Source organism: Neorhizobium puerariae, from assembly GCF_042429745.1.
GTDB classification, from domain to species: Bacteria; Pseudomonadota; Alphaproteobacteria; order Rhizobiales; family Rhizobiaceae; genus Neorhizobium; species Neorhizobium puerariae.
Map to the genome: position 1 here is coordinate 97,942 of NZ_JBHMAA010000033.1, position 22,324 is coordinate 120,265.

At 62.8% G+C, this 22,324-nt stretch carries 24 protein-coding genes; 11 read left to right on the forward strand and 13 right to left on the reverse strand.

The genetic code is table 11. The annotated features are described in order from the left end of the window. Window positions 1-6: 6 nt before the first annotated feature. Window positions 7-630 carry a 2-dehydro-3-deoxy-6-phosphogalactonate aldolase gene (locus ACFFP0_RS26585; protein WP_377265230.1) on the forward strand — a complete coding sequence of 208 codons (624 nt, stop codon included), beginning with the start codon at window positions 7-9 and terminating at the stop codon, window positions 628-630. Here ACFFP0_RS26585 and ACFFP0_RS26590 read toward each other — a convergent pair. Continuing rightward, complete coding sequence (locus tag ACFFP0_RS26590) at window positions 627-1,970, reverse strand: aminotransferase-like domain-containing protein (RefSeq protein ID WP_377265258.1); 1,344 nt, start codon at window positions 1,968-1,970, stop codon at window positions 627-629. The two genes, ACFFP0_RS26585 and ACFFP0_RS26590, sit on opposite strands and share 4 nt — an antisense overlap. A 161-nt stretch (window positions 1,971-2,131) precedes the next feature. Here ACFFP0_RS26590 and ACFFP0_RS26595 point away from each other — a divergent pair, with 161 nt between their 5' ends. Both ACFFP0_RS26595 and ACFFP0_RS26600 read left to right on the forward strand, forming a co-directional pair. Beyond that, window positions 2,132-3,025 carry a DMT family transporter gene (locus tag ACFFP0_RS26595; RefSeq protein WP_377265231.1) on the forward strand — a complete coding sequence of 298 codons (894 nt, stop codon included), beginning with the start codon at window positions 2,132-2,134 and terminating at the stop codon, window positions 3,023-3,025. Window positions 3,026-3,173: 148 nt separating this feature from the next. Next, the gene (locus ACFFP0_RS26600; RefSeq protein WP_377265232.1) at window positions 3,174-3,710 is read left to right on the forward strand and encodes a recombinase family protein; all 537 of its coding nucleotides are present in this window, start codon (window positions 3,174-3,176) and stop codon (window positions 3,708-3,710) included. A 120-nt stretch (window positions 3,711-3,830) separates the two neighbouring features. Here ACFFP0_RS26600 and ACFFP0_RS26605 read toward each other — a convergent pair whose 3' ends face one another. The 8 genes from ACFFP0_RS26605 to ACFFP0_RS26640 all read right to left on the reverse strand — a co-directional run bounded on the left by ACFFP0_RS26605 (window position 3,831) and on the right by ACFFP0_RS26640 (window position 10,375). Further along, window positions 3,831-4,100, reverse strand: a complete 270-nt coding sequence (locus ACFFP0_RS26605; protein ID WP_377265233.1) for a hypothetical protein — start codon at window positions 4,098-4,100, stop codon at window positions 3,831-3,833. 124 nt (window positions 4,101-4,224) lie between these two features. Then, entirely contained in the window at window positions 4,225-5,382 is a 1,158-nt protein-coding gene (locus ACFFP0_RS26610; RefSeq protein ID WP_377265234.1) for an MFS transporter, read from the reverse strand. Further along, a complete protein-coding gene (locus ACFFP0_RS26615) occupies window positions 5,379-6,731 on the reverse strand; it encodes an HdeD family acid-resistance protein (protein WP_377265235.1) in 1,353 nt (450 codons plus the stop codon). Before ACFFP0_RS26615 ends, ACFFP0_RS26610 begins: the two co-directional genes overlap by 4 nt. 140 nt (window positions 6,732-6,871) lie before the next feature. Beyond that, window positions 6,872-7,045, reverse strand: coding sequence for a hypothetical protein (locus ACFFP0_RS26620; protein ID WP_377265236.1), 174 nt, complete (start codon window positions 7,043-7,045; stop codon window positions 6,872-6,874). 120 nt (window positions 7,046-7,165) lie between these two features. Continuing rightward, window positions 7,166-7,453: a hypothetical protein gene (locus ACFFP0_RS26625; protein WP_377265237.1), complete on the reverse strand. Its 288-nt coding sequence runs from the start codon at window positions 7,451-7,453 to the stop codon at window positions 7,166-7,168. Further along, the gene (locus ACFFP0_RS26630) at window positions 7,450-7,737 is read right to left on the reverse strand and encodes a hypothetical protein (protein ID WP_377265238.1); all 288 of its coding nucleotides are present in this window, start codon (window positions 7,735-7,737) and stop codon (window positions 7,450-7,452) included. Before ACFFP0_RS26630 ends, ACFFP0_RS26625 begins: the two co-directional genes overlap by 4 nt. 463 nt (window positions 7,738-8,200) lie before the next feature. Next, window positions 8,201-9,001, reverse strand: coding sequence for a helix-turn-helix domain-containing protein (locus tag ACFFP0_RS26635; protein WP_377265239.1), 801 nt, complete (start codon window positions 8,999-9,001; stop codon window positions 8,201-8,203). A gap of 156 nt (window positions 9,002-9,157) precedes the next feature. Continuing rightward, entirely contained in the window at window positions 9,158-10,375 is a 1,218-nt protein-coding gene (locus ACFFP0_RS26640) for a hypothetical protein (RefSeq protein WP_377265240.1), read from the reverse strand. A gap of 118 nt (window positions 10,376-10,493) precedes the next feature. Here ACFFP0_RS26640 and ACFFP0_RS26645 point away from each other — a divergent pair, with 118 nt between their 5' ends. Then, window positions 10,494-11,411 carry a prohibitin family protein gene (locus ACFFP0_RS26645; protein WP_377265241.1) on the forward strand — a complete coding sequence of 306 codons (918 nt, stop codon included), beginning with the start codon at window positions 10,494-10,496 and terminating at the stop codon, window positions 11,409-11,411. Window positions 11,412-11,527: 116 nt separating this feature from the next. Here the strand turns inward: ACFFP0_RS26645 and ACFFP0_RS26650 are convergent, their stop codons facing one another. Continuing rightward, window positions 11,528-12,301: an SDR family oxidoreductase gene (locus ACFFP0_RS26650; protein ID WP_377265242.1), complete on the reverse strand. Its 774-nt coding sequence runs from the start codon at window positions 12,299-12,301 to the stop codon at window positions 11,528-11,530. A gap of 137 nt (window positions 12,302-12,438) precedes the next feature. Between ACFFP0_RS26650 and ACFFP0_RS26655 the strand changes: the two genes are divergently transcribed. The 7 genes from ACFFP0_RS26655 (at window position 12,439) to ACFFP0_RS26685 (ending at window position 19,450) form a co-directional block, all read left to right on the forward strand. Next, window positions 12,439-13,341, forward strand: a complete 903-nt coding sequence (locus tag ACFFP0_RS26655; protein WP_377265243.1) for a LysR family transcriptional regulator — start codon at window positions 12,439-12,441, stop codon at window positions 13,339-13,341. Window positions 13,342-13,593: 252 nt separating this feature from the next. After that, window positions 13,594-14,853 carry an ABC transporter substrate-binding protein gene (locus tag ACFFP0_RS26660; RefSeq protein WP_377265244.1) on the forward strand — a complete coding sequence of 420 codons (1,260 nt, stop codon included), beginning with the start codon at window positions 13,594-13,596 and terminating at the stop codon, window positions 14,851-14,853. A gap of 64 nt (window positions 14,854-14,917) precedes the next feature. Beyond that, window positions 14,918-15,787 carry a carbohydrate ABC transporter permease gene (locus ACFFP0_RS26665; RefSeq protein ID WP_377265245.1) on the forward strand — a complete coding sequence of 290 codons (870 nt, stop codon included), beginning with the start codon at window positions 14,918-14,920 and terminating at the stop codon, window positions 15,785-15,787. Beyond that, window positions 15,777-16,586: a carbohydrate ABC transporter permease gene (locus ACFFP0_RS26670; RefSeq protein WP_377265246.1), complete on the forward strand. Its 810-nt coding sequence runs from the start codon at window positions 15,777-15,779 to the stop codon at window positions 16,584-16,586. The genes ACFFP0_RS26665 and ACFFP0_RS26670 overlap by 11 nt, the downstream gene beginning before the upstream one ends. A 24-nt stretch (window positions 16,587-16,610) precedes the next feature. Then, on the forward strand, window positions 16,611-17,360 hold the full coding sequence (locus tag ACFFP0_RS26675; protein WP_377265247.1) for a glycerophosphodiester phosphodiesterase family protein: 750 nt from the start codon (window positions 16,611-16,613) through the stop codon (window positions 17,358-17,360). Further along, window positions 17,357-18,424, forward strand: a complete 1,068-nt coding sequence (locus ACFFP0_RS26680; protein ID WP_377265248.1) for an ABC transporter ATP-binding protein — start codon at window positions 17,357-17,359, stop codon at window positions 18,422-18,424. Before ACFFP0_RS26675 ends, ACFFP0_RS26680 begins: the two co-directional genes overlap by 4 nt. Before the next feature lie 123 nt (window positions 18,425-18,547). Beyond that, the gene (locus ACFFP0_RS26685) at window positions 18,548-19,450 is read left to right on the forward strand and encodes a MurR/RpiR family transcriptional regulator (protein ID WP_377265249.1); all 903 of its coding nucleotides are present in this window, start codon (window positions 18,548-18,550) and stop codon (window positions 19,448-19,450) included. A gap of 86 nt (window positions 19,451-19,536) precedes the next feature. Here ACFFP0_RS26685 and ACFFP0_RS26690 read toward each other — a convergent pair whose 3' ends face one another. The 3 genes from ACFFP0_RS26690 to ACFFP0_RS26700 all read right to left on the reverse strand — a co-directional run bounded on the left by ACFFP0_RS26690 (window position 19,537) and on the right by ACFFP0_RS26700 (window position 21,966). Continuing rightward, window positions 19,537-20,196: a peroxiredoxin gene (locus ACFFP0_RS26690; RefSeq protein WP_377265250.1), complete on the reverse strand. Its 660-nt coding sequence runs from the start codon at window positions 20,194-20,196 to the stop codon at window positions 19,537-19,539. Window positions 20,197-20,255: 59 nt separating this feature from the next. Then, window positions 20,256-20,978 (reverse strand): glutathione binding-like protein, encoded by a 723-nt coding sequence (locus tag ACFFP0_RS26695; protein WP_377265251.1) that lies wholly within the window; start codon window positions 20,976-20,978, stop codon window positions 20,256-20,258. Between the two features lie 253 nt (window positions 20,979-21,231). Next, on the reverse strand, window positions 21,232-21,966 hold the full coding sequence (locus ACFFP0_RS26700; RefSeq protein ID WP_377265252.1) for an FkbM family methyltransferase: 735 nt from the start codon (window positions 21,964-21,966) through the stop codon (window positions 21,232-21,234). Window positions 21,967-22,324 lie beyond the last annotated feature (358 nt).

Below are 22,324 nucleotides of genomic sequence, written 5' to 3' on the forward strand. Positions count from 1 at the left end.
CCCCAAATGACCTTCGAAGAAGCGCTGAAAGCCTGCAACCTCGTCGCCATCCTGCGCGGCATCAGGCCCGAAGAAGCCGAAAGCGTCGGCGAGGTGCTGGTCGAGGCCGGCTGGCGCATTATCGAAGTGCCGCTCAACTCGCCCGAGCCGCTGAAGAGCATCGAAAGACTGGTGAAGCGTTTCGGCGACCGGGCCCTGATCGGGGCCGGAACCGTGTTGACTCCGGCGCAGGTCGCCGACGTCGCCGCAACCGGCGCGAAGGTGATCATCTCGCCGAACGCCAATCCCGAAGTCATCAGGGCAAGCCGCGCCGCCGGTCTGATAAGCCTGCCGGGTGTCGCAACCCCGACCGAGGCCTTCGCGGCGATCGATGCCGGCGCCACCGGCATCAAGGCTTTTCCGGCCGAGGCCATTCCGCCGCTGATCATCAAGGCCTGGAAGGCGGTGCTGCCGAAACACATTCCGGTGCTTGCCGTCGGCGGCGTCACGCCCGAGAACATGGCTGCCTACCGCCAGGCCGGCGCCGCCGGCTTCGGCATCGGATCGTCCCTCTACAAGCCCGGCGCCGACATCCCGTCCATCGTCGATAAGGCGGCGCAATTCATCAGGGCCATGCAGCAGGAACTTTAGAGAACCATGCCCAGGACTTGAAAAACGCGTTCGTCGTCGCATTGGGCGACGTTGAAGCGAAGGAAACTCCTGGCCGACTGGGAAAGACTGAAGGCGTTGCCCGGTGCGAGGATGACGCCGTGTTCGAGACAGGCGCGGGCAAGATCGGCCGCATCCTGTTCGCCGGGCAGCCTGCACCACAGGAACATTCCCGCCGGGGGCCGCATCCATGGCTCGATGCCGAGCGGCGCAAGCCGGCGGATGACCTTCTCTCTCGCATCGGCAAGCCGCCAGCGCACCGCTTCCATATGCCGGCGATAGCTGCCGTCGGTCAGCGCGGATGCAAGGATCTCGGACGCGAGACGCCCGCCGCCGAAACTGGTGGCGATCTTGAGGTCGGCGAGGTTGTCGATCCAGTCCGGTCGCGCGGCGATATAACCGCAGCGGACCGCAGCCGACAGCGCCTTGGAGAAGCTGCCGATCTGGATGACCCGCGCAAGCCCGTCGAAGGCCGCGAGCCGGGGCGCGGGCACGTCCTCGAAATCGGCGAAGATATCGTCCTCGACGATGACGATATCGGCCGCCTCGGCTAGCTTGAGCAACTGGTGGGCGATGGCCGGCGACAATACGGCGCCGGTCGGATTGTGGATTGCCGAATTGGTTATGTAGAGACGCGGGGCATGGTCACGAAGGGCGGCGGCGAACGCATCGAGGTCCGGACCTGCGGGCGTATAAGGCACACCCACCGCCTTTGCCCGATGCGCCTTCAGAAGCGCATGGAAATTGAAGTAGCATGGATCGTCGACCAGTACCGTATCCCCCGGCTCCAGCAGCAGCCGGCAGACAAGGTCGATCGCCTGCGTCCCGGATTCGGTAAGCAGGATCTGACCGGCCGGCGCTTCCACTCCGTAAGTCAGCAACCGCCGGGAGAGAATCTGCCGCAAGGCCTCGAAGCCGAGAGGCGAGCCATAATCGACGAGATCGGCACTCTCGCCCCGGGCAAGCGTTCGCAAGGCGCGGCGGATGCCTGCCTCGAACATCCATGACGAAGGCAGCCAGCCGCAGCCCGGCATGAGGGTTCCCTGCCTGGCCTCAAGGGATTGCCGGGAGATCCACAGCGGATCGACGCTGCGCGCCCGCTTCGGCGCAACCTCCGCCAACGAGAGCGGCGCCGGCGAGCCCGACACGTAGAACCCAGCGCCGGGGTGGGAACGGATGACACCCTCGGCCACCAGCCGGTCATAGGCCTCCACGACCGTGGAAACGGAAACCCCCATCGTCTGTGCCTGCACACGAACGGAAGGCAGCCGGCTCCCGGCGACGAGCTTTCGCCCCGCGATCCGCCCCCGTATGGCTTCCATCACCTGCTCGATCCGGGTCGAAGCACCGGCGGCGATTTTTTCCAGATCCAATCCGTACTGCCCTTTCGACCATAACAGTTCTTTATAATTGTACCGCATCGTATCTGGTTCGACCAGCGGCGGTTCGCGATGGTCGCCATCCTGTTAAGGAGATTGACGACATGGATATGAGGACGAACGGCTGGGTCAACGGCTTCATCGGCGTGGCGATCTTCGCCGGCTCGCTGCCGGCGACACGATTGGCGGTTACCGGTTTCGATCCGCTGTTCCTGACGGCGGCGCGCGGCGCGATCGCCGGGCTTCTCGGGCTTGGCCTGCTGGCAATCTTCCAGGGGCGCCGGCCGGCGGGAAGCGATATCCTGTCGCTTGTCATTGTCGCGTTCGGGGTGGTGATCGGTTTCCCGTTGCTGACCGCGCTGGCGCTGCAGCATGTGACTTCCGCGCATTCCATCGTTTTCATCGGCCTGCTGCCGCTTGCCACGGCGGTCTTCGGCGTCCTGCGCGGCGGAGAGCGGCCGCATCCGGCCTTCTGGCTGTTTTCCTCGATCGGCAGCGCGCTGGTCGTGGGTTTCGCAGTATCGGGAGGCATCCTGATCTCGCTGCAGGGCGACATGCTGATGCTCGCGGCGGTCATCGTCTGCGGTCTCGGTTATGCGGAAGGTGCCCGGCTTTCACGTAGCCTTGGCGGCTGGCAGGTCATCTGCTGGGCGCTGGTTCTCTCCCTACCGCTCATGCTGGCGCTCGCTGCTGCCGACTGGCCGGCAACCTTCGCACCGATACCGACGACGGCATGGGCGGGACTTGCCTATGTCGCGCTCTTCAGCATGCTGATCGGCTTCATTTTCTGGTATCGGGGTCTCGCCCAGGGCGGCATCGCGGCTGTCGGGCAACTCCAGCTTCTCCAGCCTTTCCTGGGCCTCCTGCTGGCTGCGGGCCTGCTGGGCGAGGACGTCAGCGGAGCGATGCTGGTCGCCACGACCGGCGTCGTGGCCTGCGTGTTCGGCGCCCGGCGGTTTGCCACCCGGAAGCATTCTCCAGCGCCCCGCTCGGCCTAGACGCCGCTTCAGGCATGCTCCTGCCGGGCGGCGCCGGAGCGCCGAGCGTCCTTCCGGCCGCATAAAGGACGCCCGAGCCTTTTGAATCTATGCATCGTGCTTTTCGAAAACCGATTCCGATTTCAGGGCCGATGCCGAAGAGCAGAAGATGGACTTGCAGATGCAAGCTCTGCATCACTCCGGCTGCGCAAGGATTTTCGAAGATCACGGCGTATCCGGAAAGTCCTTCGAACGGCAAGGCCTGGATGCAGCTCTTGCGGCGCTCAAACCCGGCGACACCCTGGTGGTCTGGCGTCTCGACCGGTTGGGGAGGTCCCTGTCGAGGCTTGTGCAGCTGATGGAGCAACTGGGCAAGAAGGATGTCGCCTTCAGGTCGCTCAGCGAACACATCGACACCAGTTCCTCAGGTGGGCGGCTGGTGTTTCACATGATGGCGGCCCTGGCCGAGTTCGAGCGGTCCCTGATCAGCGAAAGAACGCGCGCCGGAATGCAGGCCGCCAAGATGAAGGGCAAGCATTTGGGGCGTAAGCCGTCGCTATCCATCAACCAGGTCGACGAAGCGATTGCGGCGATCGAACTGGAGGGTGAAAAACTCACGGACGTCGCGGATCGTTTTGACGTATCGAGGCGCAGCCTCAGGCGCCTGATGAAGATAAGGCAATCGGAACTCGGCGCTAGCGGTTGATCGGCAGCCGCGCCCCATCGGCCGCATTGGAGGTTCCGCAATGCAGCGGAATTGGCTGTCTTACGGCAACGACGAAACCCGTCGCGGGATTGGGTGGGATGGCTCGTGGGATCACCAGGATCACGGACGGGAGACGAACCAGACGGCCAGGACGGCTATGCTTGCGGGAACGAGAAAGACAACGGCAAGAATCGGAAGTTCGTCCTGCAGGGAATAACCGGCCTTCGTCACGCCTATCCACATGTTCAGGAGAGACACCACCAGCCAGACGGGAATGAATGCCTTGGCAGCCAGCGCAAAACTGGTCATCGTGCCGCCCCACAGCCAGCCGAACAGCGCAAATATGCCGAGCTGCCAGATGCCTCCCGCAATGACCATCAGCATGTGCATGCGTTTCTCCCGATACGCCGTTGAAGCGGAAACCAGGCAGCGCCCGCCCGGCTGCCTCGTGCAACCGCCTCGATCAGGACCGGATATCGTTGAGCATCGTAATGCATTCCCTGGCCACCCAACGTCATCGAACCGGATCTCCGCTGGGGACACGCCCCTTCATGGGCAGGAACGCCGAAAGCAATACGAAGGCTCCGCAGGCAAGGGCGGCAAAGAGCGGCAGGCCATGCAGCGTCGCCTCCATCGCGATACCGCACAGGAACGGCCCGGCGAAGGCGCCGATCCCCCACGCCACGGAAAGCAGCGCATATATTCCGATCAGTTCCGAACCTTCGTAGAGGTCGCCGAGCATCGCCACCGTGGTGGTATAGATTCCAACGAACACGCCGCCCCAGACGAAAAGCAGCGGATAGGCAAGCCAGGCATGCGCCAGCGCGGCCGGCCAGAAGGCCGCCCCGACAGTCGCGAGGATCGCGAGCAGAACCAGCAGCCTCGGTCGCGGCATTCTGTCTCCCAGCCAGCCGATCGGCAGCTGCAGCGTGATCGAGCCGATGAGGAGCACCGTCAGGAGTATGGTTGCGGATTGTTCGGGCCATCCGAGGTTCACGGCATAGATCGGCAGAAGGCTGAGCCCCGCCGCCTCCAGCGCCGCGTTCAGCGCGGCAGAGGCCACGGCGGCAGGCACCAGCTTGAGAAAGCGAAAAGGATTGCCGATCTCCTCGTGTTCCGACTTCGGTTCTTTCGGCTTGCCGACGGCAAGGACGACACAGGCGGCAAAGGTTACGGCGGCGCCTATGACGAATGCCCAGAGTTCATGGCGGCCGACAAGGGCCAGGATGGCGGGACCAAGGGCGGTCCCGCACGAAAGCGCGGTCATGTATATGGCGATCAGGCGTCCGCGCGACGCCTCGCTTGCCAGATGATTGAGCCATGCCTCCGAGACGACGAACAGGGTCTCGGACATCGCACCGAGGGCGGCGCGCAGGGGAAACCATATCCACAGGAAAGGGGCGGCCGGAAACAGGAGCAGGATGCCGCCCGCGCCCAGAAGGGCGCTTTTCGCCAGGCGCTCGAAACCGAACCGGTCGAACAGACGGGGCAGGAAAGGAGCAGCCAGCAAGACGCCCACGGCATACATCGCGCCGTTGGCGCCGATGAAGCTCTCGGAATATCCCGCTTCGGAAAGCTCAAGCGCGATCAACGGCGCACTCAACCCGTAGGTGAGGCCGAAGATGGTGGCCGTCGCGGTGATGACCAGCGAGGTTCGCGTCACCTGGTTCATGCCTGCCTCGCACCGTCTTCGGCACACTCGCCACCGTGAACAAAGGTGCGGCGCGCCTGCATCGCATCATGCAGCTTTCTCCGCCAGCGGCCTTCATTGTCCTCGACGACCGCCAGCAGAAGGCGCGAATAGTCGAGCACCAGCCCGGGCGTCCAGGTCATGGCCTCCGCGCGACCGCGAACGAGGCGCAGCAGCCAGAACTGCGGATTGGTCAGGAGCTTGAAAAGATCGCGCCAGATATGGCCGGTATAGCCGCTCTCCTCGAAGGCCGCGTCCAGTGCCTGGATAACCGTGGTCGAGCAGTTGCGCGCGGTCAGGTTGTAGGTATTGTCCTGTGAATAGGCCGCCCAGAAGCGCCGCAGCGCCTCGGGCCTGAAGCGGCGGAACGTCACCTTCTGATCCGGCATGCACCAGTTGGCGGCCTCCCACTCCAGCGACGGATTGAAGCGGCCGGGCACGTCGTTTTCCCGGCCGGCGGAAAGCAGGGCGCGAAAATCATCCGGGTCGTGGTCGATGTCGTTGGCCGGATAATGGCTGACATAGAGATCGGGCGGCATTCCGAGCGCCGCATGCCCGGTGGAAATCACCCCGTTCTTGTCGACGGCCGCGATATACCGGTCGACCAGCACTCTTCGCTCCGGGCTGCCGATCGCGCCTGCCGCCGTCCAGACATATACGTTGAGAACCTCGTCGCCGGTGGCCCAGACATCCTCGCCCGGAGGAATGACCGGGCGCGTCGCGCCGCCCTGCCAATTGCGGGCGGCATAGAGCGGGAGGGCCGTGACGGACCCGCCCTCGGGAAGTTCGCGCAGTGGCAAGGCCATCCGAACCAGGGCGTATCCCGAGGTCAGCAGCAGAAGGGCGAAACAGAACGGAACGGTCAGAAGATGAGGAATGGGCCAGGACATCAGTATGGCAACGGCGAGGCACACCTCGATCAGCCCCGCGACGATGCCGACGCGCCAGCGCGAACTGTGGACGACGAATGCCGAGGCGATCCGGAAAAGCCCATCCACCAGGAAAGCGCAGCCGAATACGATCGCAGCCCCGATATTGCCGTCCCAGGGGACGTTGAACACGAGGAAAGCCGCAACAAGAAAGGCAAGGCCGCGAAGCGCATCGATCCAGTGCTGGCGGATGCCGATCGAAAAGGCGGCGGCAATTTCGATCAGCCCTTCGACGATGAGGAAGATGGCGAATGTATCGAGCAGGATGAACAGCTTGCCATCGCTCAGGTCGAACAGAATGGCTATGCCGAGCAGCATCCAGGCGATCCCGGCGATCACCAGGATTCTCCAGGCAGGCTTGAGCGCCTTGGCTCCGAGAAGCAGGAATATCAGATTGATCATGGATCGTTCACGCGAAAGAACAGCTTCATTGTTTCCCCAACTCTCGTCTCGGGCGTACGAATGACCACCTCCCGTGGGACTGGAATCGAGGAAATCCTGTTCGCCGCATTCTTGCCGATGTCAGCGAACCGGATCTTCCTTCACCGGCGGAAGCGTCCTGCCAGCTGGCGGACACCGAAGGACAGGTTGACTTGCCAACCGCCTCCCCGATCTTTCTTCGTCACGACCCGGGCGTGATTCGCTTCCAGCCGTTTCTGCTCCTTGAGCTTGGCCGCCTTGCCCTTGAGGTGCGGCTGAAAGGGATATTCCACCATCGAAACGACAACCTGTCTGCTGCAATCGGCCGCTGCCTGAACGGAACGGTCCGCCCACCGGGGGATGAAATGCCGGGCGCAAAAGGGAAGCGGCCCCTCCTGCGCCCGTCCCGGCCTTTGCTACTTGAAGCCCTTGGCCTTCATGCAATCCTCGATCAGGTCTTCCTCGTCCATCGCCCGCTCGACCCCGGCGGCAACACCCGCGCTGATCGCCTTTCCGTAGGTCTTGTAGTGGCCACCCGACCCGATGCCCGCCGTCGCGGCCTCGGCCTGATATTTGCACTCCGCCATCGCCTGGTCCGTCTCCGACCTCGGCGTATCGTCCTTGGCCCAGTGCTTTTTGCTGCCGCCGCACCCGGCCAGCAGCACGGTGGTAACCAGAAGAAGAATTGAAGCTCGAAAAATCATTGTATTGTGATCCCTGCTAATTGGTGCCCGTCACCGTGTTGGCAAAACAGGAGGCGATGTCCTGGGGTGCTCCGAGCTTCTTCGCCCGGGGCAGTCAGCCCGGGCGTTTCCGATGGATCGGCCCACCCGCCCCACACCTCGCGGAAATGCTTCTTTCCGTTGACGGTTTCGAAGAACATGACGCCGTCTTCACTTGCAGGCGTCGAGATATAGGCCGCGCTCCAGGCTCCGCTTTCCGGGATGGAATGGAACTTCACCTGAGACGCCTTGATTTTGGCCTTCATCACGGACGCGACAGGGACACCGTATTCCTGCCTGCGTTCATCCGTGATTGCGACCTTGATGCCCTGACATTTGTCAGCAGCGAGAGCCGCACCGACAGACAGGAGCGTGGCAAGCGCGGTTCCTGTGATCCGAGACAGCCGTACGGACCTGCTGTTTGCTCGAACCATAAATCCCCTCGACTGTTCATTTCGCCACGCAACCTCCTTCCCGGAGGGTTTCTCTCGGAAGGCAGGAACAATTCTCGGGGAATAAAATCACAAAAATTGCAGCATCGCTGAAAAGTGGTGCGGACGAGATGCCGAACGGGGTCGTATTTTAACAAATGATGGAATTTTGATATACACGCGTGATCGCAGGAGGGCCCCCTGATGGCCCACCAACTCGCCGGATGGATGCGAAAGGCAACCGGCGAGATGACAGCTGCTCGCCGCCCCATCGCGAACGGCCGATAGGATAGGATGCTTATGTCTGGCGTCGCAGATCCCGGCGCAGATCCAGCGGCGTGAACCCGCGGACGCGTTTCATGACCGCCGTCATATGGCTGTTGCTTGAGAAACCGGTCGATTGGGCAATGGCGGCGAGAGGCAGATCGGTCGTCATCACCAGGCGCTCGGCAAAGGCAAGCCGCTTTGCAACAAGATACTGGTGCGGCGCCTGCCCCGCGGTCCGCCGAAACGCACGCAGGAAATGGCTCGGCGACAAGCCCGTAATCCCGGCAAGCTCGATGATCGAGAGGCGCTCCTGCAAATTGTCCTGGATATAATCGCTCACGGCGCGCCACGCCTTGGGAGAAAGACCGCCGACGATCAAGCGATCACGATGATTGCTGCGGGACGAATAGGTGCGCAGCAAATGGGCCGCAAAGAGCGTGATCAACCCATCGAAGCACAGCTCGTTCATCGCGTCACCGCGCTGGAACTCCTCCCGCATCAGGTTGGCGAAAAGCAACGCCTTGCGGTCGACGCTGCCGATCCTCGGCGGCTGAAGCTCGAAATCCTCGTTCTGGAATTCCATCCCGGCGATGACGGCCAGCTTCCGTTCATCGACGGCGACCAGCAGGTTCTCCTTGTCGACCATCCAGCGGGCGAAGAGCTCAGCCCCCTCGGGCACGATCTCGATCGATCCTAGAGGGGCCAGGCCTATCTTTTTGCGGCTGCTGTTGAGCGCAACCTCCCGATTGGGCTGCGGAGAAAGCATGACCAATGCCAGGTTGGCAGGCGCCGTCAGCACGATCTCGTTCGGCCCGGTCCGCGTCTGCGTCACCGCACCGCTTTCCGCACCGAATTTTGGTCCCCAGGAGTCTGGTATGGAGCGCAACAGGGAGGGCAAACGTTTCCTCTCGCAACAGGAGTGCCTGACATAGGCGCATAAGATGCCGGAACGGTCCATCAGGCAAGCGCCAGCGGACCTCCGCAGTCCTCAGTTGAGAATGATCGCATACATGAGAGCGTCCCCCATGAGCATGTCTTCGAAGGCATCCCAGGAATCGAGCGTCATCACCGGCCCGTTCTCGGCATAACGCAAGGCATCCTGCCCCTGTATCCAGTTTACGAGGTCGACCGGCCCGGGCTCCAGGAACATGCGCTTGACGTTTATCCCTGCCTGATCGCCAAGCTGCCAGTATGGGGCCAGCAGGCGGCCTTCCAGCAGCGCCTCCATGTCGGCAAGCACGCCCAGCCAGAGATCTGCGGTCCGCTGCGGAAACTCCAGCCCGAGCGCGGATGTCTGGCGCGCATTCGGAATCCACTCGGCATCGTTGTCGGCTTCCGCCTCCGCGAACCGCCAGAAAGCACGGTTCTCCGTCACCATTGCCAGAAGGTGGCCATGCGCCCGGGCAAGGGCCGGCTTGTCCGGCTGTTGATCCAGGGCGTTCTTGACGATCGCCACCATGTCCGCGATGCCGGCGAAATCGAACATTCCGCTTGACCTGATCGCCCCAAGCTCGGCAATTCTCGTTCGCGACTGCACCACGTTTCTGATGGCGTCCGTCGGATCGTATGCAAGTACGGTTTCGCCGATGCCGGCGATCAGATGGGCATAGGCCCTCAGCCAATGCGCGTCCGCGAGATCGAACCTGATCACGATGGACGGGATGGAGGGCGTCTCGCCGGGATTTGCCGGCTGCTGGATGTCGGCAGGCGACGCCAGCCCCATGACCTCCGCGAAACTTTCGCCGGCGTCGCGTTTGCCGTTTGCATTGATGTCGAACCACAGATCCGCCGTGTCGACTTCGAGCTTGAAGTTGCTGTCGTCCGGGATTTGGGACAGATATGTCTCGGCCGCCCCCGCTCCGGTGACCGCTTGCCGGAAAATCTGCGAGACGATCGCGGCATCGAAAGGTTCGGGCGCCGGATTTTCCGGTATCGGCAGCCGCATCAGGGGAAGCCATCCGAGATCCTCCGACAGACCCACCTTCCAGCGCGATTGCAGAGCCTGTTCGACCGCGGCCAGCATTTCGAGGCCGCCGAGCCCGAACTTCTCATCGTCCGGCAGCGACGCGGCGGCGCGCAACCGGTCGCGTGTCGCCGCAATGCCGGATTGCCGGATCTCCTTCGAGAGCCGGCCTTCGGCCAGCGCCTGATTCGACCAGCCGAAAACCAGAATGAGCAGAAACGCCAGCAGCCTTACCGAAACCATGTTGCCTTACCAAGTCCTTCAAATTCCAGAAATACTTACGGGAGCGACCCGCAATTTTTGCATTTTCGCGAGAGCCATTTTAATGCAGTTGCCTGTTTGAACGGCAAGGGGCTTTTGCATGAAGATCGTTTCCATACCTTCCTCCATCATTTTCGCTGTCCTCGCAATTGCCGCCCTGAGCGTCGCATTCGGGTCCTGGTACACGATCGATCAAGGTGAGCGCGGCGTCGTTCTCAGATATGGCGCGATCGCTGGAACCGCCGAGCCTGGGCTTGGTTTCAAGTTACCGCTGATCGATTCCGTCGTTCGCATTTCGGTGCAATCGAAGGCTGCCGTCTACGAGCACATGGAAGCCTATAGCCGCGACCAGCAGCCGGCGGTGGTCAAGCTGTCGGTGAACTACCGCATACCCGTCGACCAGGTAGCCTCGGTTTACGAACAGTACGGCTCTGAGGACGGCCTGTTGAGCCGTCTGGTCGAGCGAAAGGTATTCGAGGAGACGAAGACGGTTTTCGGGCGTTTCAACGCCGTCACCGCCATTCAGGAATGCGGCAGGCTGAATCAGGAAATCGCCCAGGCGATCCAGGACGGCGTGAGAGGCCCCGTCATTGTCGATAGCGTTCAGATCGAGAATATCGACTTTTCCGATGCCTATGAGGCGAGCATCGAACAGCGCATGCTGGCGGAAGTCGAGGTGCAGAAACTGCGCCAGAACGCCGAGCGGGAAAAGGTTCAGGCGGAAATTACCGTCACTCAGGCGAATGCGAACGCGGATGCCCGCCGCGCCGAAGCGCAGGCGCAGGCCGACGCCGTCCGGCTGCAGGCGCAGGCCGAGGCGGAAGCCATCCGCCTTCGGGGCGATGCGGAAGCGCAGGCCATCAAGGCGCGCGGGGATGCGCTCAAGGACAATCCAGGTCTCGTTTCGCTGACACAGGCGGAAAGATGGGATGGCCGCCTGCCCACCACGATGCTGCCGAACGGCGCAGTGCCGATGATCGACCTGGGCAATCGAACAACCGCTGATCACACGGAATGAAGGGCGACCCGGCTTATGCCAGGATCGAAAAACGGCGGAACCTGTTGCGCGTGATCGGCTTCCGGGCACTGCGAACAGGTTGCGGCCGGGCTTTGTGCAGCCCGGCCGCCCGATGATCACTTGGTGGTATATCCGCCGTTGACGAGGATGGTCTGGCCGGTCATCCACCAGCCTTCCGAGACCATGAAGCGGATATAGGGCACGATATCCTCGATGTCCGTCAGGCCGGTCTTCGAGAAGCCGGACAATGCCGCCGCCGTCTTGTGATAGGCGACCGCATCCGCCCCCTCGGCCGGATAGAAGAACGACGTGTCCATCGGGCCGGGGCCGATCGCCGTCACCGAGATGCCGCGCTCGCCGAGTTCCTTCGACGCCGCGCGAGTGAAATGCTCCACCGGCGCCTTCGTGCCCGCATAGGCCGCATAGAAGGGCGTGAACGCTCCCAGGAGCGAGGTGACCAGCGTGCAGATCTTGCCGTTGTCGTTGAGATGTTTCCCTGCTTCCTTGATGAAGAAGAAGGCTGATTTCGCGTTGACCGCGCTCATTTCGTCGTACTCGGCTTCCGATATCTCGGTGATCGGCTTCTTCAGCACCTTGCCGACGGTGTTGATGGCGATGTCCGGCCGGCCGATGGCGGCAACCGCGTCGGCAAACAGCTTCTCCATGGCGCCTGCGCTCGTCAGGTTCGCCTGGAAGGCGACCGCCTCGGCGCCGGCGGCCTTGACGGCCGCCACGGTCGCATCCGCATCCGCCTTCGTCGCGGCGCTGTTGTAGTGGATCGCCACCGCCTTCGCGCCGTGCGCGGCGAGATCGCGGGCAATCAGTCCCCCGAGGTTCTTCGCACCCCCGGCGATGATGACGGTCTTACCCTTGATGCTGTGGTCGGTCATGGCATTGGCCTCCTTCGCCTGCGGTGGCCATCCATCGGCCACTTTCCGGCCGGGAAGATATCGTCTAGAACTGACAGATAAAGCCGATCGTTCTGACATAACTTGTCAGAACTGGATGACAATGGAGGCTGTGCGCATTGGACCGGATAGATCTGTTCCGTATCTTTTCCCGTGTCGTCGAGTGTTCGAGTTTCACGCGGGCGGCGGATACGCTCGGGCTGCCCCGTTCCTCGGTCTCGGCCGCGGTGATCGAACTCGAAGGCCGGATCGGGGCCCGGCTGCTCCATCGCACCACGCGGCGGGTTTCAGCGACACAGGACGGAATGGCCTTCTACGAGCGTTGCCTGCGCCTGACCGCCGACGTCGAGGAAACCGAGAACATGTTCCGCCGGACCGGCGCGCAGCCGTCCGGCAGGCTCAAGGTCGATGTCCCGGGCCGGATCGGACGACTGATCATCGCGCCGGCGCTTCCCGGATTCCTGGAGCGGTATCCGCAGATCGACATCGATCTTGGCGTCACGGATCGGGCCGTCAATCTGGTGGAGGACAGCATAGACTGCGTCCTGCGGGTCGGCCCCCTGGGGGATTCAGGACTTATCGCCCGACCGATCGGCGCGTTGCCGCTGATCAACGTCGCCAGTCCCGCCTATCTTGAGCGTCACGGCACGCCGCGCACTCCCGGCGATCTCGCGGATCATTGGGCGGTCAACTATGCCTCGCCGTCGACGGGCCGTGTCGAGGATTGGGAATGGCTCGAAAACGGCGCATTGCGCAACATGGCACTGCGCGGGCGCGTCACGGTCAACAGCGCTGAAGCCTACATCGCCTGCTGTCTGGCCGGCCTCGGCCTCATCCAGATTCCCGCGTATGACGTACGCCACCATGTCGAAGCCGGCGAACTTGCCGAGGTCCTGCCTGACTTCCGGGCCGAGCCGATGGCAATGACGCTGCTCTATCCCCACAGGCAGCATCTTTCCCGCCGTGTCCAGGTATTCGCGGACTGGCTGGAACGTCTCCTCAAGAACACCGTCACGCGATAACCGGCGGGAATCTTCTCCTCAGGCCGGCAAGCCGCTCCGCGGCAACACGAATTTCACAGGGAAGACCTGACGCCCCAATGGGGCGGCGCGCGCGCCCCGAGAAGACCCGATAGGCCGCGCACCGGGCGATGGTCCGTTCGCGCGGCCGGACATGCCGTCATCAAAACTTCGCACGAGCTTCAAGAAACTGTCTCGCAATCGGACTAATGGGTGCAAGGCGCGATGCAATTTTTTTTGCAAAGGAAAAATTCAATGTCACACAAATTGCACCATACGGTTGCGGCAGGCCTTCTTGCCCTTCTTGCCTCGGTCGCTTCGGCTGAAGCCGCGACGGCGGTAAGATTCTGGCACAGCTTCAACAAGTCCCAGGGCGAAGCGCTGGACAAGATCGTCGCCAATTTCGAGGCGGCCAATCCCGGCATCGACATCCAGGCCGAATACATCGGCAACTACAACGACATCGTCGCCAAGCTCCAGGCCGCCATCCCGGCCAGACGTGCTCCCGACGCGGTCATTCTCGAAGTGACCCGTTACGGCCTGTTCGCCGATCGCGGCGTGCTGATCGACCTCACGCCCTATTTCGACGCCGATCCGCTCAAGGACGATCTTTACGACTATGCCCGCGAAGTCGGCGTCTACAAGGGCAAGAACTATATCGTGCCCTTCAATTCCTCGACCCCGGTCCTCTACTACAACAACGACATCTTCAAGCGCGCCGGCATTGCCGGCGAACCCGCGCTGAAGACCTTCGCGGACGTTCTTGCCGTCTCCAGGACGATCACCGAGAAGCTGGGCCCGGAAGGCATCACCGGCATTGCCGCTCCGGGCCAGTTCGCCCGCTGGGGCCTGGTCATGGCGAACGATAGCGAGCTCATCGATTCGAAGACCAACGAGGTTCTGCTCGATTCGCCGAACACGATCGAAGCCTATCGGTGGATGTCCGCGCTGACATACAAGGACAAGGTCGCCTCGCCGGACGGCGTGACCGAGGAGGACAACGGCCGCGACGCCTTTCTCGCCGGCAAGGTCGGCATCATGATGAACTCGACCGGCAACTATGGCGGTTCGAAGAAGGCGCTCGGCGACAGGCTCGAAGTCCGTCCCATGCCCTGCAACAAGGTCTGCTCGGTTCCGATCGGCGGCGCCGGCATCGGCATCCTCTCCTCGTCCGCGAAGGACGTGCAGGACGCCGCCTACAAGTTCGTGAGCTTCGCCGCCTCGCCGGAAGCCAACGCGATCTGGTTTGCCGCCACCGGCTATCTGCCGATCAACAAGAAGAGCGCCGCGCTGCCGGTTGCCGCGGAGGCGCTCGCCACCCAGCCGGGCATCGACGTCGCCATCAAGCAGCTCGACTTCGCCCATGGCCGCGCTCGTCCGCCGGTCGTCACCTGGATGCGCACCACCGAATACAAGATGTGGGAAGCCATGGCGCTTGGCCAGCGCAACGTCGAGGAAACGATGAAGGACTTCGCCGCCCAGACCCGCCAGGAAGCCAAGCGTTCCGGCGAATAACCCCCTCGAACCCAACGGATCGGCAGGTCTTCTTCGCAAGCCTGTCGATCCCCTTTCCGGTCCCATGCTTCGTATCCTCACACCCTATCTGTTCGTCGCTCCGTTGATCGCCTTCATAGCGGTCTTCACCTATATCCCGATCGTGTCGAGCCTGAACCTCAGCGTCCGCGAATGGGATTTCCTGTCGCCGGACATGCCCTTCGTGGGCCTTGAGAATTATCGGGCGCTGCTTGCCTCGGGCGACTTCTGGAACGCATTGCGCGTCACCACGGTCTTCGCCCTGATCTCCGTGCCGCTGAGGCTGGCGCTCGCTCTGGCGATCGCCAGCTATCTCGTCCGCGACACGCTGCCGTCGCGGCTGCTGCGCGGCGCGCTGTTCCTGCCTTCTGTCACGTCGACCGTCTCTATCGCCGTCGTCTTCTCCTGGGTCTTCTCCACGGACTACGGCATGATGAATGCCGCACTCGTCTCGCTCGGCCTCGGCAAGCTTCCGTGGCTGCAGGACCCGCATCTGGCACTCTGGGTGCTGATCTTCGTCAACACCTGGAAACAGCTCGGTTACGACATCGTCATCTACATAGCCGGGCTGCAGGCCGTGCCGCAGGAACTCTATGACGCCGCCGCCGTCGACGGCGGCCGGCGGTTCCACGTGTTCCGCCGCGTGACCGTGCCGCTCGTCATGCCGACGACCTATTTCCTGATGGTCATTTCGGTCATCGAGGCCTTCCAGATCTTCACCATCGTCAACGTCATGACGGGCGGTGGGCCAGCCGGCGCCACGGACATGCTGGTCAACATGCTCTACCGGGTCGGCTTCGTCCTGTTCGACATCGGCAAGGGCTCGGCGCTCGCCGTCCTGCTGTTCGTCCTGCTCATCGTGCTGGCGCTGATCAAGTCCTACGTCATCGGCCGGAGGGTTCACTATGAAGCCTGAAAACCGTCTTCTCACGGGGCTTGCGCTCCTCGCCGGCTTTCTATTCCTGCTGCCCGTACTCTACTCCGTCTGGATGTCCTTCCAGACGGCGCAGGCCTACTATACCGGCGGCCTGGAATTCACGCTCGACAACTATGCCCGCGCGGTCGGGCAATACAATTTCGCCCGTTATCTCCTGAACAGCATCATCGTCTCCGGCCTGGTGACGCTCCTCGGCATCACGGTCGCGACCATGGCGGCCTTCGCCTTCGCGCGCTACCGGTTCCGGGGCGGCAACCTGCTGTTCGGCGCGACCGTGGCGACGCTGATGATCCCGAGCCATATCAGCCTGATCCCCAATTACCTGACGCTCGCCAGGGCCGGGCTGCTCGACACCTATGCCGGACTGGTCCTGCCGGCCATTTCCAATGGTTTCGCCGCCTTCTTCCTGCGCCAGTATATCCGGGGCATCCCGAAGGCGCTGGACGAGGCCGCCTATATGGACGGCGCGACACCGCTGCAGGTGCTCTGGCGGGTGATCGTCCCCATCGCACGGCCGGCGATCTTCTCGATGGGGCTCTACATCTTCCTCACGGAATGGAACAACTACATCTGGCCGCTGGTCGCCGTCGGCAAGCAGGACCTCTATACGCTGCAGATCGGGCTGGCCCGCCTCTACCGCGTCAACCCCGGCGAAGGCCTGATCGACTGGCCGCTCGTCATGGCGGCCTCGACGATCACCATCCTGCCGGTCCTTCTCGGTTTCCTGCTGGTCGAGCGGCATCTCGTACGCGGCATCACCATGGGCGCGGTCAAATAATTCATGAAAAAGGACAAGCATAGAATGACACGCATCGCTTCTCACCGCGGCGGCACCCTCGAATTCGGCGACAGCACGCCGCAAGGCTTCGCCGCCACGGCCCGGATGCCGCTGGAAGAGGTGGAGTTCGACGTCCATCCGACCGCCGATGGCGCGATCATGGTTCACCACGACGCCACCCTCGACGGCACCACCGACCGTCGCGGCGCGATCGCCGATCTCACCGAAGCCGAGGTGCGGGCCGCCGTCATCAATTACGGGGCCGGCGGGCATCCGATCTCGCTTGCGGAACTCTGCGCCATCTTCGCCGACAGCAGGGTCGACTTCCGCTGCGAGATCAAGCCCGGCGTCGACGGCCGCCCCTATGCGGATTTCGTACCGCAGGTCGTCGAGGTTCTCACCCGCCACGGGATGCTGGAAAGGACGACCTTCTCCTCCTTCCAGATCGAATCGCAGGACGCGCTCGCCGCCGCGGCCGGCCGGCCGAGGCTCTGGCTCGTCAGCCCGCCGGTGCTGCGCCAGCTCGGACCGGCAGCGGTGATCGAGGTGGCACGCTCCCATCATATCCCCGAGATCGGCGTGCATGTCGATACGGCCGATGCGGCACTCATGGCAATGGTGCAGGAGGCCGGCCTCGACTTCGGCTGCTGGGCCGCGCATACCGCGGAGCAGATCGAAAAGGTTCTGGCGCTTGGCGTGAAGGTCTTCACCACCGACCGCCCGAGCCTTGCGATAGCGATACGCGACCGCCATCGCGCGGAGGCCGGTCGATGAGCAGCATCACCCTCCGCGACATCCGCAAATCCTATCCCGGCGGCCCGGAAATTCTGCATGGCGTTTCGATGGACATCAGGTCCGGCGAATTCATCGTCATCGTCGGGCCGTCAGGCTGCGGCAAATCCACCCTGCTGCGACTCATCGCCGGCCTCGAACGCTGCGAACGGGGCGATATCGAAATCGGCGGCAGGCGGGCGAACGACCTCGCCCCTCAGGACCGCGATATCGCCATGATCTTCCAGAACTACGCGCTCTACCCGCACATGACGGTGCGCGAGAACATCGCCTTCGGCCTGGAATTGCGCGGCATGCCGAAAGCCGAGCGCAATGCGCGCGCCGAAAGCGTGGCGAAGACATTGCAGCTCAAAACCTATCTCGACCGCAAGCCGGGCGCGTTGTCCGGAGGGCAGCGGCAGCGCGTGGCGATGGGGCGCGCCATGGCACGCAACAGCTCGACCTTCCTGATGGACGAGCCGCTGTCGAACCTCGACAATGCCCTGCGCGTCGCCATGCGGACCGAGATCAAGGAACTGCATCGCCAGCTCGGCGCCACCATCGTCTACGTCACTCACGACCAGACCGAGGCACTGTCGCTTGCCGACAGGATTGCGGTGATGAAGGACGGCGACCTCCTGCAGTTCGACACGCCGGAGGCGATCTACGACCGACCGCAGAACCGGTTCGTCGCAAGCTTCCTCGGCGTTCCCGCCATGAACTTTCTGCCTGTCGAGCACTTGCCCGGCTGGCGGGGAAGGCAGGGCCTGACGGCGGGCCTGAGGCCTGAAGCCATGTCCGTTCGCGCCGAAAAACCGCTTGAACCGGCGCTTGCCGCCCGGCTTCTGCTGTCGGAGATGACCGGCTCGGACGTCACCCTGCATTGCGACAGTCCGGCCGGCCGCCTCACGTTGACCAGCCCCCGCAAGGACGTGCCGCGCAATGCCGGCAGCTTCTGGGTGACGTGCGATCTTGACCGGGCCGTGTTTTTCGATAGCCAGAGCGGGAACCGCGTCGATCTCGCGCCCGAAGACCGTCGCATGGAGATGGCGACGAGCGGGCACTAGAGCATGTTCGCGCAAAAGCGCCTGGCGGTTTTGCGGCAACGACATGCGTCAGAACAAAAACCCAGAGCATGCAAGCGAATCCGAAAGATCGCGACACGCTTTGGCCCCGGAAACAGGCATGACATGGCAAGAACCGCATTGGACAGACAGGGCGAAATTCCGCAGGTTCTCGGCGACCTCATCAACCGCAATTCGACGAGACTGACGGAAGCCGACACGCGCCTCCTCGACGTTCTGATGCAGGACCCGATCCGCGCCGCGATGGAAAACGGCAAGGCGGTTTCCTTCCGCGCGGGCGTGCATCCGGCGTCCGCCGTGCGTCTGGCGCGCCGCCTCGGCTTCAAGGGTTATCCCGAATTCAGAAGCTTCCTGCAGGCCAATCTGATGGAAGGCGGCGGCGATTTCGAAAATCCGGCGGCGCGCATGGCCGCGCGCCTTGTCCGCGCCGAAGAAGGCGGGCTCCTGGCTTCCGTGCTGGATAGCGAGATCGCCGCGCTCCAGCAGGTCCGCAACAGCGTTTCCGACACCGATATCCGCGCATTCTCGGCAAGCCTGCGCGATTGCCGCCGGGTGTTCGTGTTCGGGCGCGGGCATGCCGCCGCGCTCTCCGCGCTGATCGCCCTGCGGCTGAACCGCTCCGGATATGAGACGATCGACCTTGCCGGCCAGATGCACCAGCTGGCGGAAGCCCTGGCGACGCTCTCGCCGGACGACGTCGTCTGGCTGCTTGCCTTTCGCAAGGCATCCCCACTTGTTCACGACGTACGGAAGATCGCCGCCGGCCGTGGTGCGAAAACCCTGGCGCTGACGGACTTGCGCGGTGCGCGCATGGAACCGGCGCCCGACTATCAGATTTCGATTTCGCGCGGAGCCGCCGGGGAATCCCAATCGCTGGTCGTGCCCATGACGGTCGCGAATGCCGTTATCCTCGATCTGGCGGCCATAGACGACGGCCGCTCGTTGCGCGCACTTGCCGCGTTCAAGGCCTTCCGCGCGAATAGCGGCCTGCCGCAGGCGCTTTTGTAGGCTGGATATGGAAAAGGCCGGCGAAACAATCCACCGGCCTTCCGTCTCGATAATCCCAGTCCTTCGACAATCCAGTCCGGAGCCTGTCAGGCCGTGGGCTGCCTGGTCTTGCGCAGATAGGGCAGGACCGTATCGAAGGAGCCGAAACGAGCGATCGCGTCCTCGTTCGAAACAGCGGCGGTGATGATGACGTCTTCGCCCTGCTGCCAGTTTGCAGGCGTCGCGACCTGGTGCTTGGCGGTGAGCTGGATCGAATCGATCGCCCGCAGGATCTCGTTGAAGTTGCGGCCGGTCGTCATCGGATAGGTGAGGATCAGCTTGATCTTCTTGTCCGGGCCGATGACATAGACCGAACGCACCGTCGCGTTGTCGGCCGGGGTGCGGCCTTCCGAGGAGTCGCCGGCGCCCGCGGGCAGCATGTCGTAGAGTTTCGCAACGTTGAGGTCGCGATCGCCGATCAGGGGATATTCGACAGCGAAACCCGTCGCCGTCTTGATGTCGTCCTTCCACTTGGCATGGCTCTCCACCGGATCGACGGAAATGCCGATGATCTTCACCCCGCGTTTCCTGAACTCTCCTTCGAGGCCCGCCATGGTCCCGAGTTCCGTCGTGCAGACGGGGGTGAAGTTCTTGGGATGGGAGAAGAGCACCGCCCATCCGTTGCCGATCCAGTCGTGGAAATGGATCGTGCCCTGCGTGGTCTCGGCGGTGAAATCCGGTGCGATGTCGTTGATACGAAGGCTCATGATCAGCTCCCTTGGGTTGGTTGTGCTTGCGGGTGGCCGCCGTTCCGGCGATCCACCGATCAGTCGGCGACCGGAATCGCCCGTTGATTGTAGAGAATCTTGCGGATGCGCTCCTGCTCTTCCGGCGGAAGCTTGCTGTTGTCGGTCGCAAGGTCGGCGCCGACCGCAAGACCGCGCTGAACGCCCGGCCGGGCGCCGACCTCCTCGAACCAGCGCTTGAAATGCCTGAATTCATCGATCTCCTGCCCCTGTGCCTGCCAGTTGACGGTCCAGGGATAGCTGATGACATCGGCGATGGTGAATTCGTCGCCGGCAAGGTAGCGCCGGTCGCGCAGCCGCATGTTCAGGACGCCGTAGAGGCGGTTGGCTTCGTCCGTGAAGCGGCGCACGGCATAGGACTGGTCGCCTTCCCGGTCGCCGAGCCGCCGGAAATGCCCGGCCTCTCCGAGCTTCGGTCCCTGGTTCGCCACCTGCCAGACGACCCACTGGGTCACCTCATATTTGCTGCGCAGGTCCTGCGGCCAGAACTTTCCGGTCTTTTCGGCGAGATAGAAGAGGATCGCGCCGGATTCGAAGACTCCGATCGGGCCGCCTCCGTCCTTCGGCTCGTGATCGACGATCGCCGGCATGCGGTGATTGGGATTGAGCTTCAGGAATTCCGGCGAAAACTGGTCGCCGCGGGAAATATTGACCGGAACCACCCGGTAGGGCGTCCCGGTTTCCTCCAGAAAAATCGTTACTTTCTTGCCGTTGGGCGTGGGCCAGTAGTGAAGATCGATCATTGAGGGCTCCCGGATCATATCTGTCGCAGGGCGGGATATTATCCTCTTCCCTCCGAAAGGCCGAATCCGTTTGTTCCAAAATGCCGGCGCGAAAGAGTGCAGCTTTCCAAATGATGCCGGACCTGCACCAGTTCTGTCACGGGCCAGGCCGCCCCCTTCCCGAAGAAGGTTATCCGGCGGGCGCCGGCAAATACGCGGATTCGTTCGCAAAACCTGTGGCCTGAGGGCCGATGCCGGAACCACCTTCCATCAATCAGGCCGCGGGCGCGACGATATCGTGATCCCGGCCCGATCTCAGCTCGGTGGATACATACCATCCGTCCCACTGCGAAAACTGCGGGAAGACGCGCACGTAGCCGTTCTTCTGCAAGAGGTCCTGTATCCCTCTTTCCGTATTGGGGTTCTGCTCCACGGAGATCAGCCTGAAGCGCCGCTTGCCGAAATCGAAACTGGACAATATGTCCAGCTCGTTTCCTTCCGTATCGATCGAGATGTAGTCGACCACGGCCGGCGCGTCATATCGATCGAGCAGGTCGTTCAGGGAAATGGTCTCGACATCGATACGGTTCCCCTTGCTCCGGACATCCGCGAAATGATCTCCATCGGCAAAGGCGGCGATGGCGCTCAATTCCGGGTCCACGCCATCCGTGGTCAGGAAGGTCACGATCGCGCCGGACCTGGAGGAAACGCACCGGTGCTCGATATGCGCCCCGCGATTGGCTGCGAGGTCCGCATGCCAGACCGGGTTCGGCTCCGCCAGTATCCCTTTCCATCCAAGCTCCTTTTCGAGGAACCAAGTATTGCTGTTCGTCAGCCCGTTGGTCGAGCCGAATTCGACGAAGAACCCTTCCCTCTTCTCCCCGAGCTCATAACAAACCCAGAGGTCCTGAAGGATCTGGGCCCGTGACCTCCGGCGCCTCGCGACGCAATAGGCCAGAAATGCCAAGTCCTGGGAACGCAGCAGATCGGTGATCTCGGCACGGTTCAACCGAATGGCGTTGAAGATGATTCTCTGAAAAGAAGGTTTATGGAGAAGGGACCGAAAGATTTTCGCGGACGATGACAGCAGGAAATTCCGGGCACGCATGAGAAGAACCTTTCCGTTATCATGTAAAACATGCCGCGAAAGACGGCAGACAATCAAGCCTCGTTAATTTCCATGTGATTTTTATACGGCAACACAGTTCAAATCCCGATCCTCGGGGCCCTTCCGTCTGGCCCGCCCGACCGGCGACCGCAGCGCGCCCGGCATGGCGCAGGTGCCTGCGCCTGCCTTTTCATCCGCGAGGCCAGGCGCGGGCCTGGCCCCATTCGCCGTTCATCCTCTCCCGAATTCGTCAGTTAAT

Bases quoted from the DNA above. Each gene is read 5' to 3' on its own strand.
- ACFFP0_RS26585 (WP_377265230.1), top strand. From the start codon at position 7: ATGACCTTCGAAGAAGCGCTGAAAGCCTGCAACCTCGTCGCCATCCTG.
- ACFFP0_RS26590 (WP_377265258.1), bottom strand. From the start codon at position 1,970: ATGGAAGCCATACGGGGGCGGATCGCGGGGCGAAAGCTCGTCGCCGGG.
- ACFFP0_RS26595 (WP_377265231.1), top strand. From the start codon at position 2,132: ATGGATATGAGGACGAACGGCTGGGTCAACGGCTTCATCGGCGTGGCG.
- ACFFP0_RS26600 (WP_377265232.1), top strand. From the start codon at position 3,174: ATGGACTTGCAGATGCAAGCTCTGCATCACTCCGGCTGCGCAAGGATT.
- ACFFP0_RS26605 (WP_377265233.1), bottom strand. From the start codon at position 4,100: ATGCACATGCTGATGGTCATTGCGGGAGGCATCTGGCAGCTCGGCATA.
- ACFFP0_RS26610 (WP_377265234.1), bottom strand. From the start codon at position 5,382: ATGAACCAGGTGACGCGAACCTCGCTGGTCATCACCGCGACGGCCACC.
- ACFFP0_RS26615 (WP_377265235.1), bottom strand. From the start codon at position 6,731: ATGATCAATCTGATATTCCTGCTTCTCGGAGCCAAGGCGCTCAAGCCT.
- ACFFP0_RS26620 (WP_377265236.1), bottom strand. From the start codon at position 7,045: ATGGTGGAATATCCCTTTCAGCCGCACCTCAAGGGCAAGGCGGCCAAG.
- ACFFP0_RS26625 (WP_377265237.1), bottom strand. From the start codon at position 7,453: ATGATTTTTCGAGCTTCAATTCTTCTTCTGGTTACCACCGTGCTGCTG.
- ACFFP0_RS26630 (WP_377265238.1), bottom strand. From the start codon at position 7,737: ATGAAGGCCAAAATCAAGGCGTCTCAGGTGAAGTTCCATTCCATCCCG.
- ACFFP0_RS26640 (WP_377265240.1), bottom strand. From the start codon at position 10,375: ATGGTTTCGGTAAGGCTGCTGGCGTTTCTGCTCATTCTGGTTTTCGGC.
- ACFFP0_RS26645 (WP_377265241.1), top strand. From the start codon at position 10,494: ATGAAGATCGTTTCCATACCTTCCTCCATCATTTTCGCTGTCCTCGCA.
- ACFFP0_RS26650 (WP_377265242.1), bottom strand. From the start codon at position 12,301: ATGACCGACCACAGCATCAAGGGTAAGACCGTCATCATCGCCGGGGGT.
- ACFFP0_RS26660 (WP_377265244.1), top strand. From the start codon at position 13,594: ATGTCACACAAATTGCACCATACGGTTGCGGCAGGCCTTCTTGCCCTT.
- ACFFP0_RS26665 (WP_377265245.1), top strand. From the start codon at position 14,918: ATGCTTCGTATCCTCACACCCTATCTGTTCGTCGCTCCGTTGATCGCC.
- ACFFP0_RS26670 (WP_377265246.1), top strand. From the start codon at position 15,777: ATGAAGCCTGAAAACCGTCTTCTCACGGGGCTTGCGCTCCTCGCCGGC.
- ACFFP0_RS26675 (WP_377265247.1), top strand. From the start codon at position 16,611: ATGACACGCATCGCTTCTCACCGCGGCGGCACCCTCGAATTCGGCGAC.
- ACFFP0_RS26680 (WP_377265248.1), top strand. From the start codon at position 17,357: ATGAGCAGCATCACCCTCCGCGACATCCGCAAATCCTATCCCGGCGGC.
- ACFFP0_RS26685 (WP_377265249.1), top strand. From the start codon at position 18,548: ATGGCAAGAACCGCATTGGACAGACAGGGCGAAATTCCGCAGGTTCTC.
- ACFFP0_RS26690 (WP_377265250.1), bottom strand. From the start codon at position 20,196: ATGAGCCTTCGTATCAACGACATCGCACCGGATTTCACCGCCGAGACC.
- ACFFP0_RS26695 (WP_377265251.1), bottom strand. From the start codon at position 20,978: ATGATCGATCTTCACTACTGGCCCACGCCCAACGGCAAGAAAGTAACG.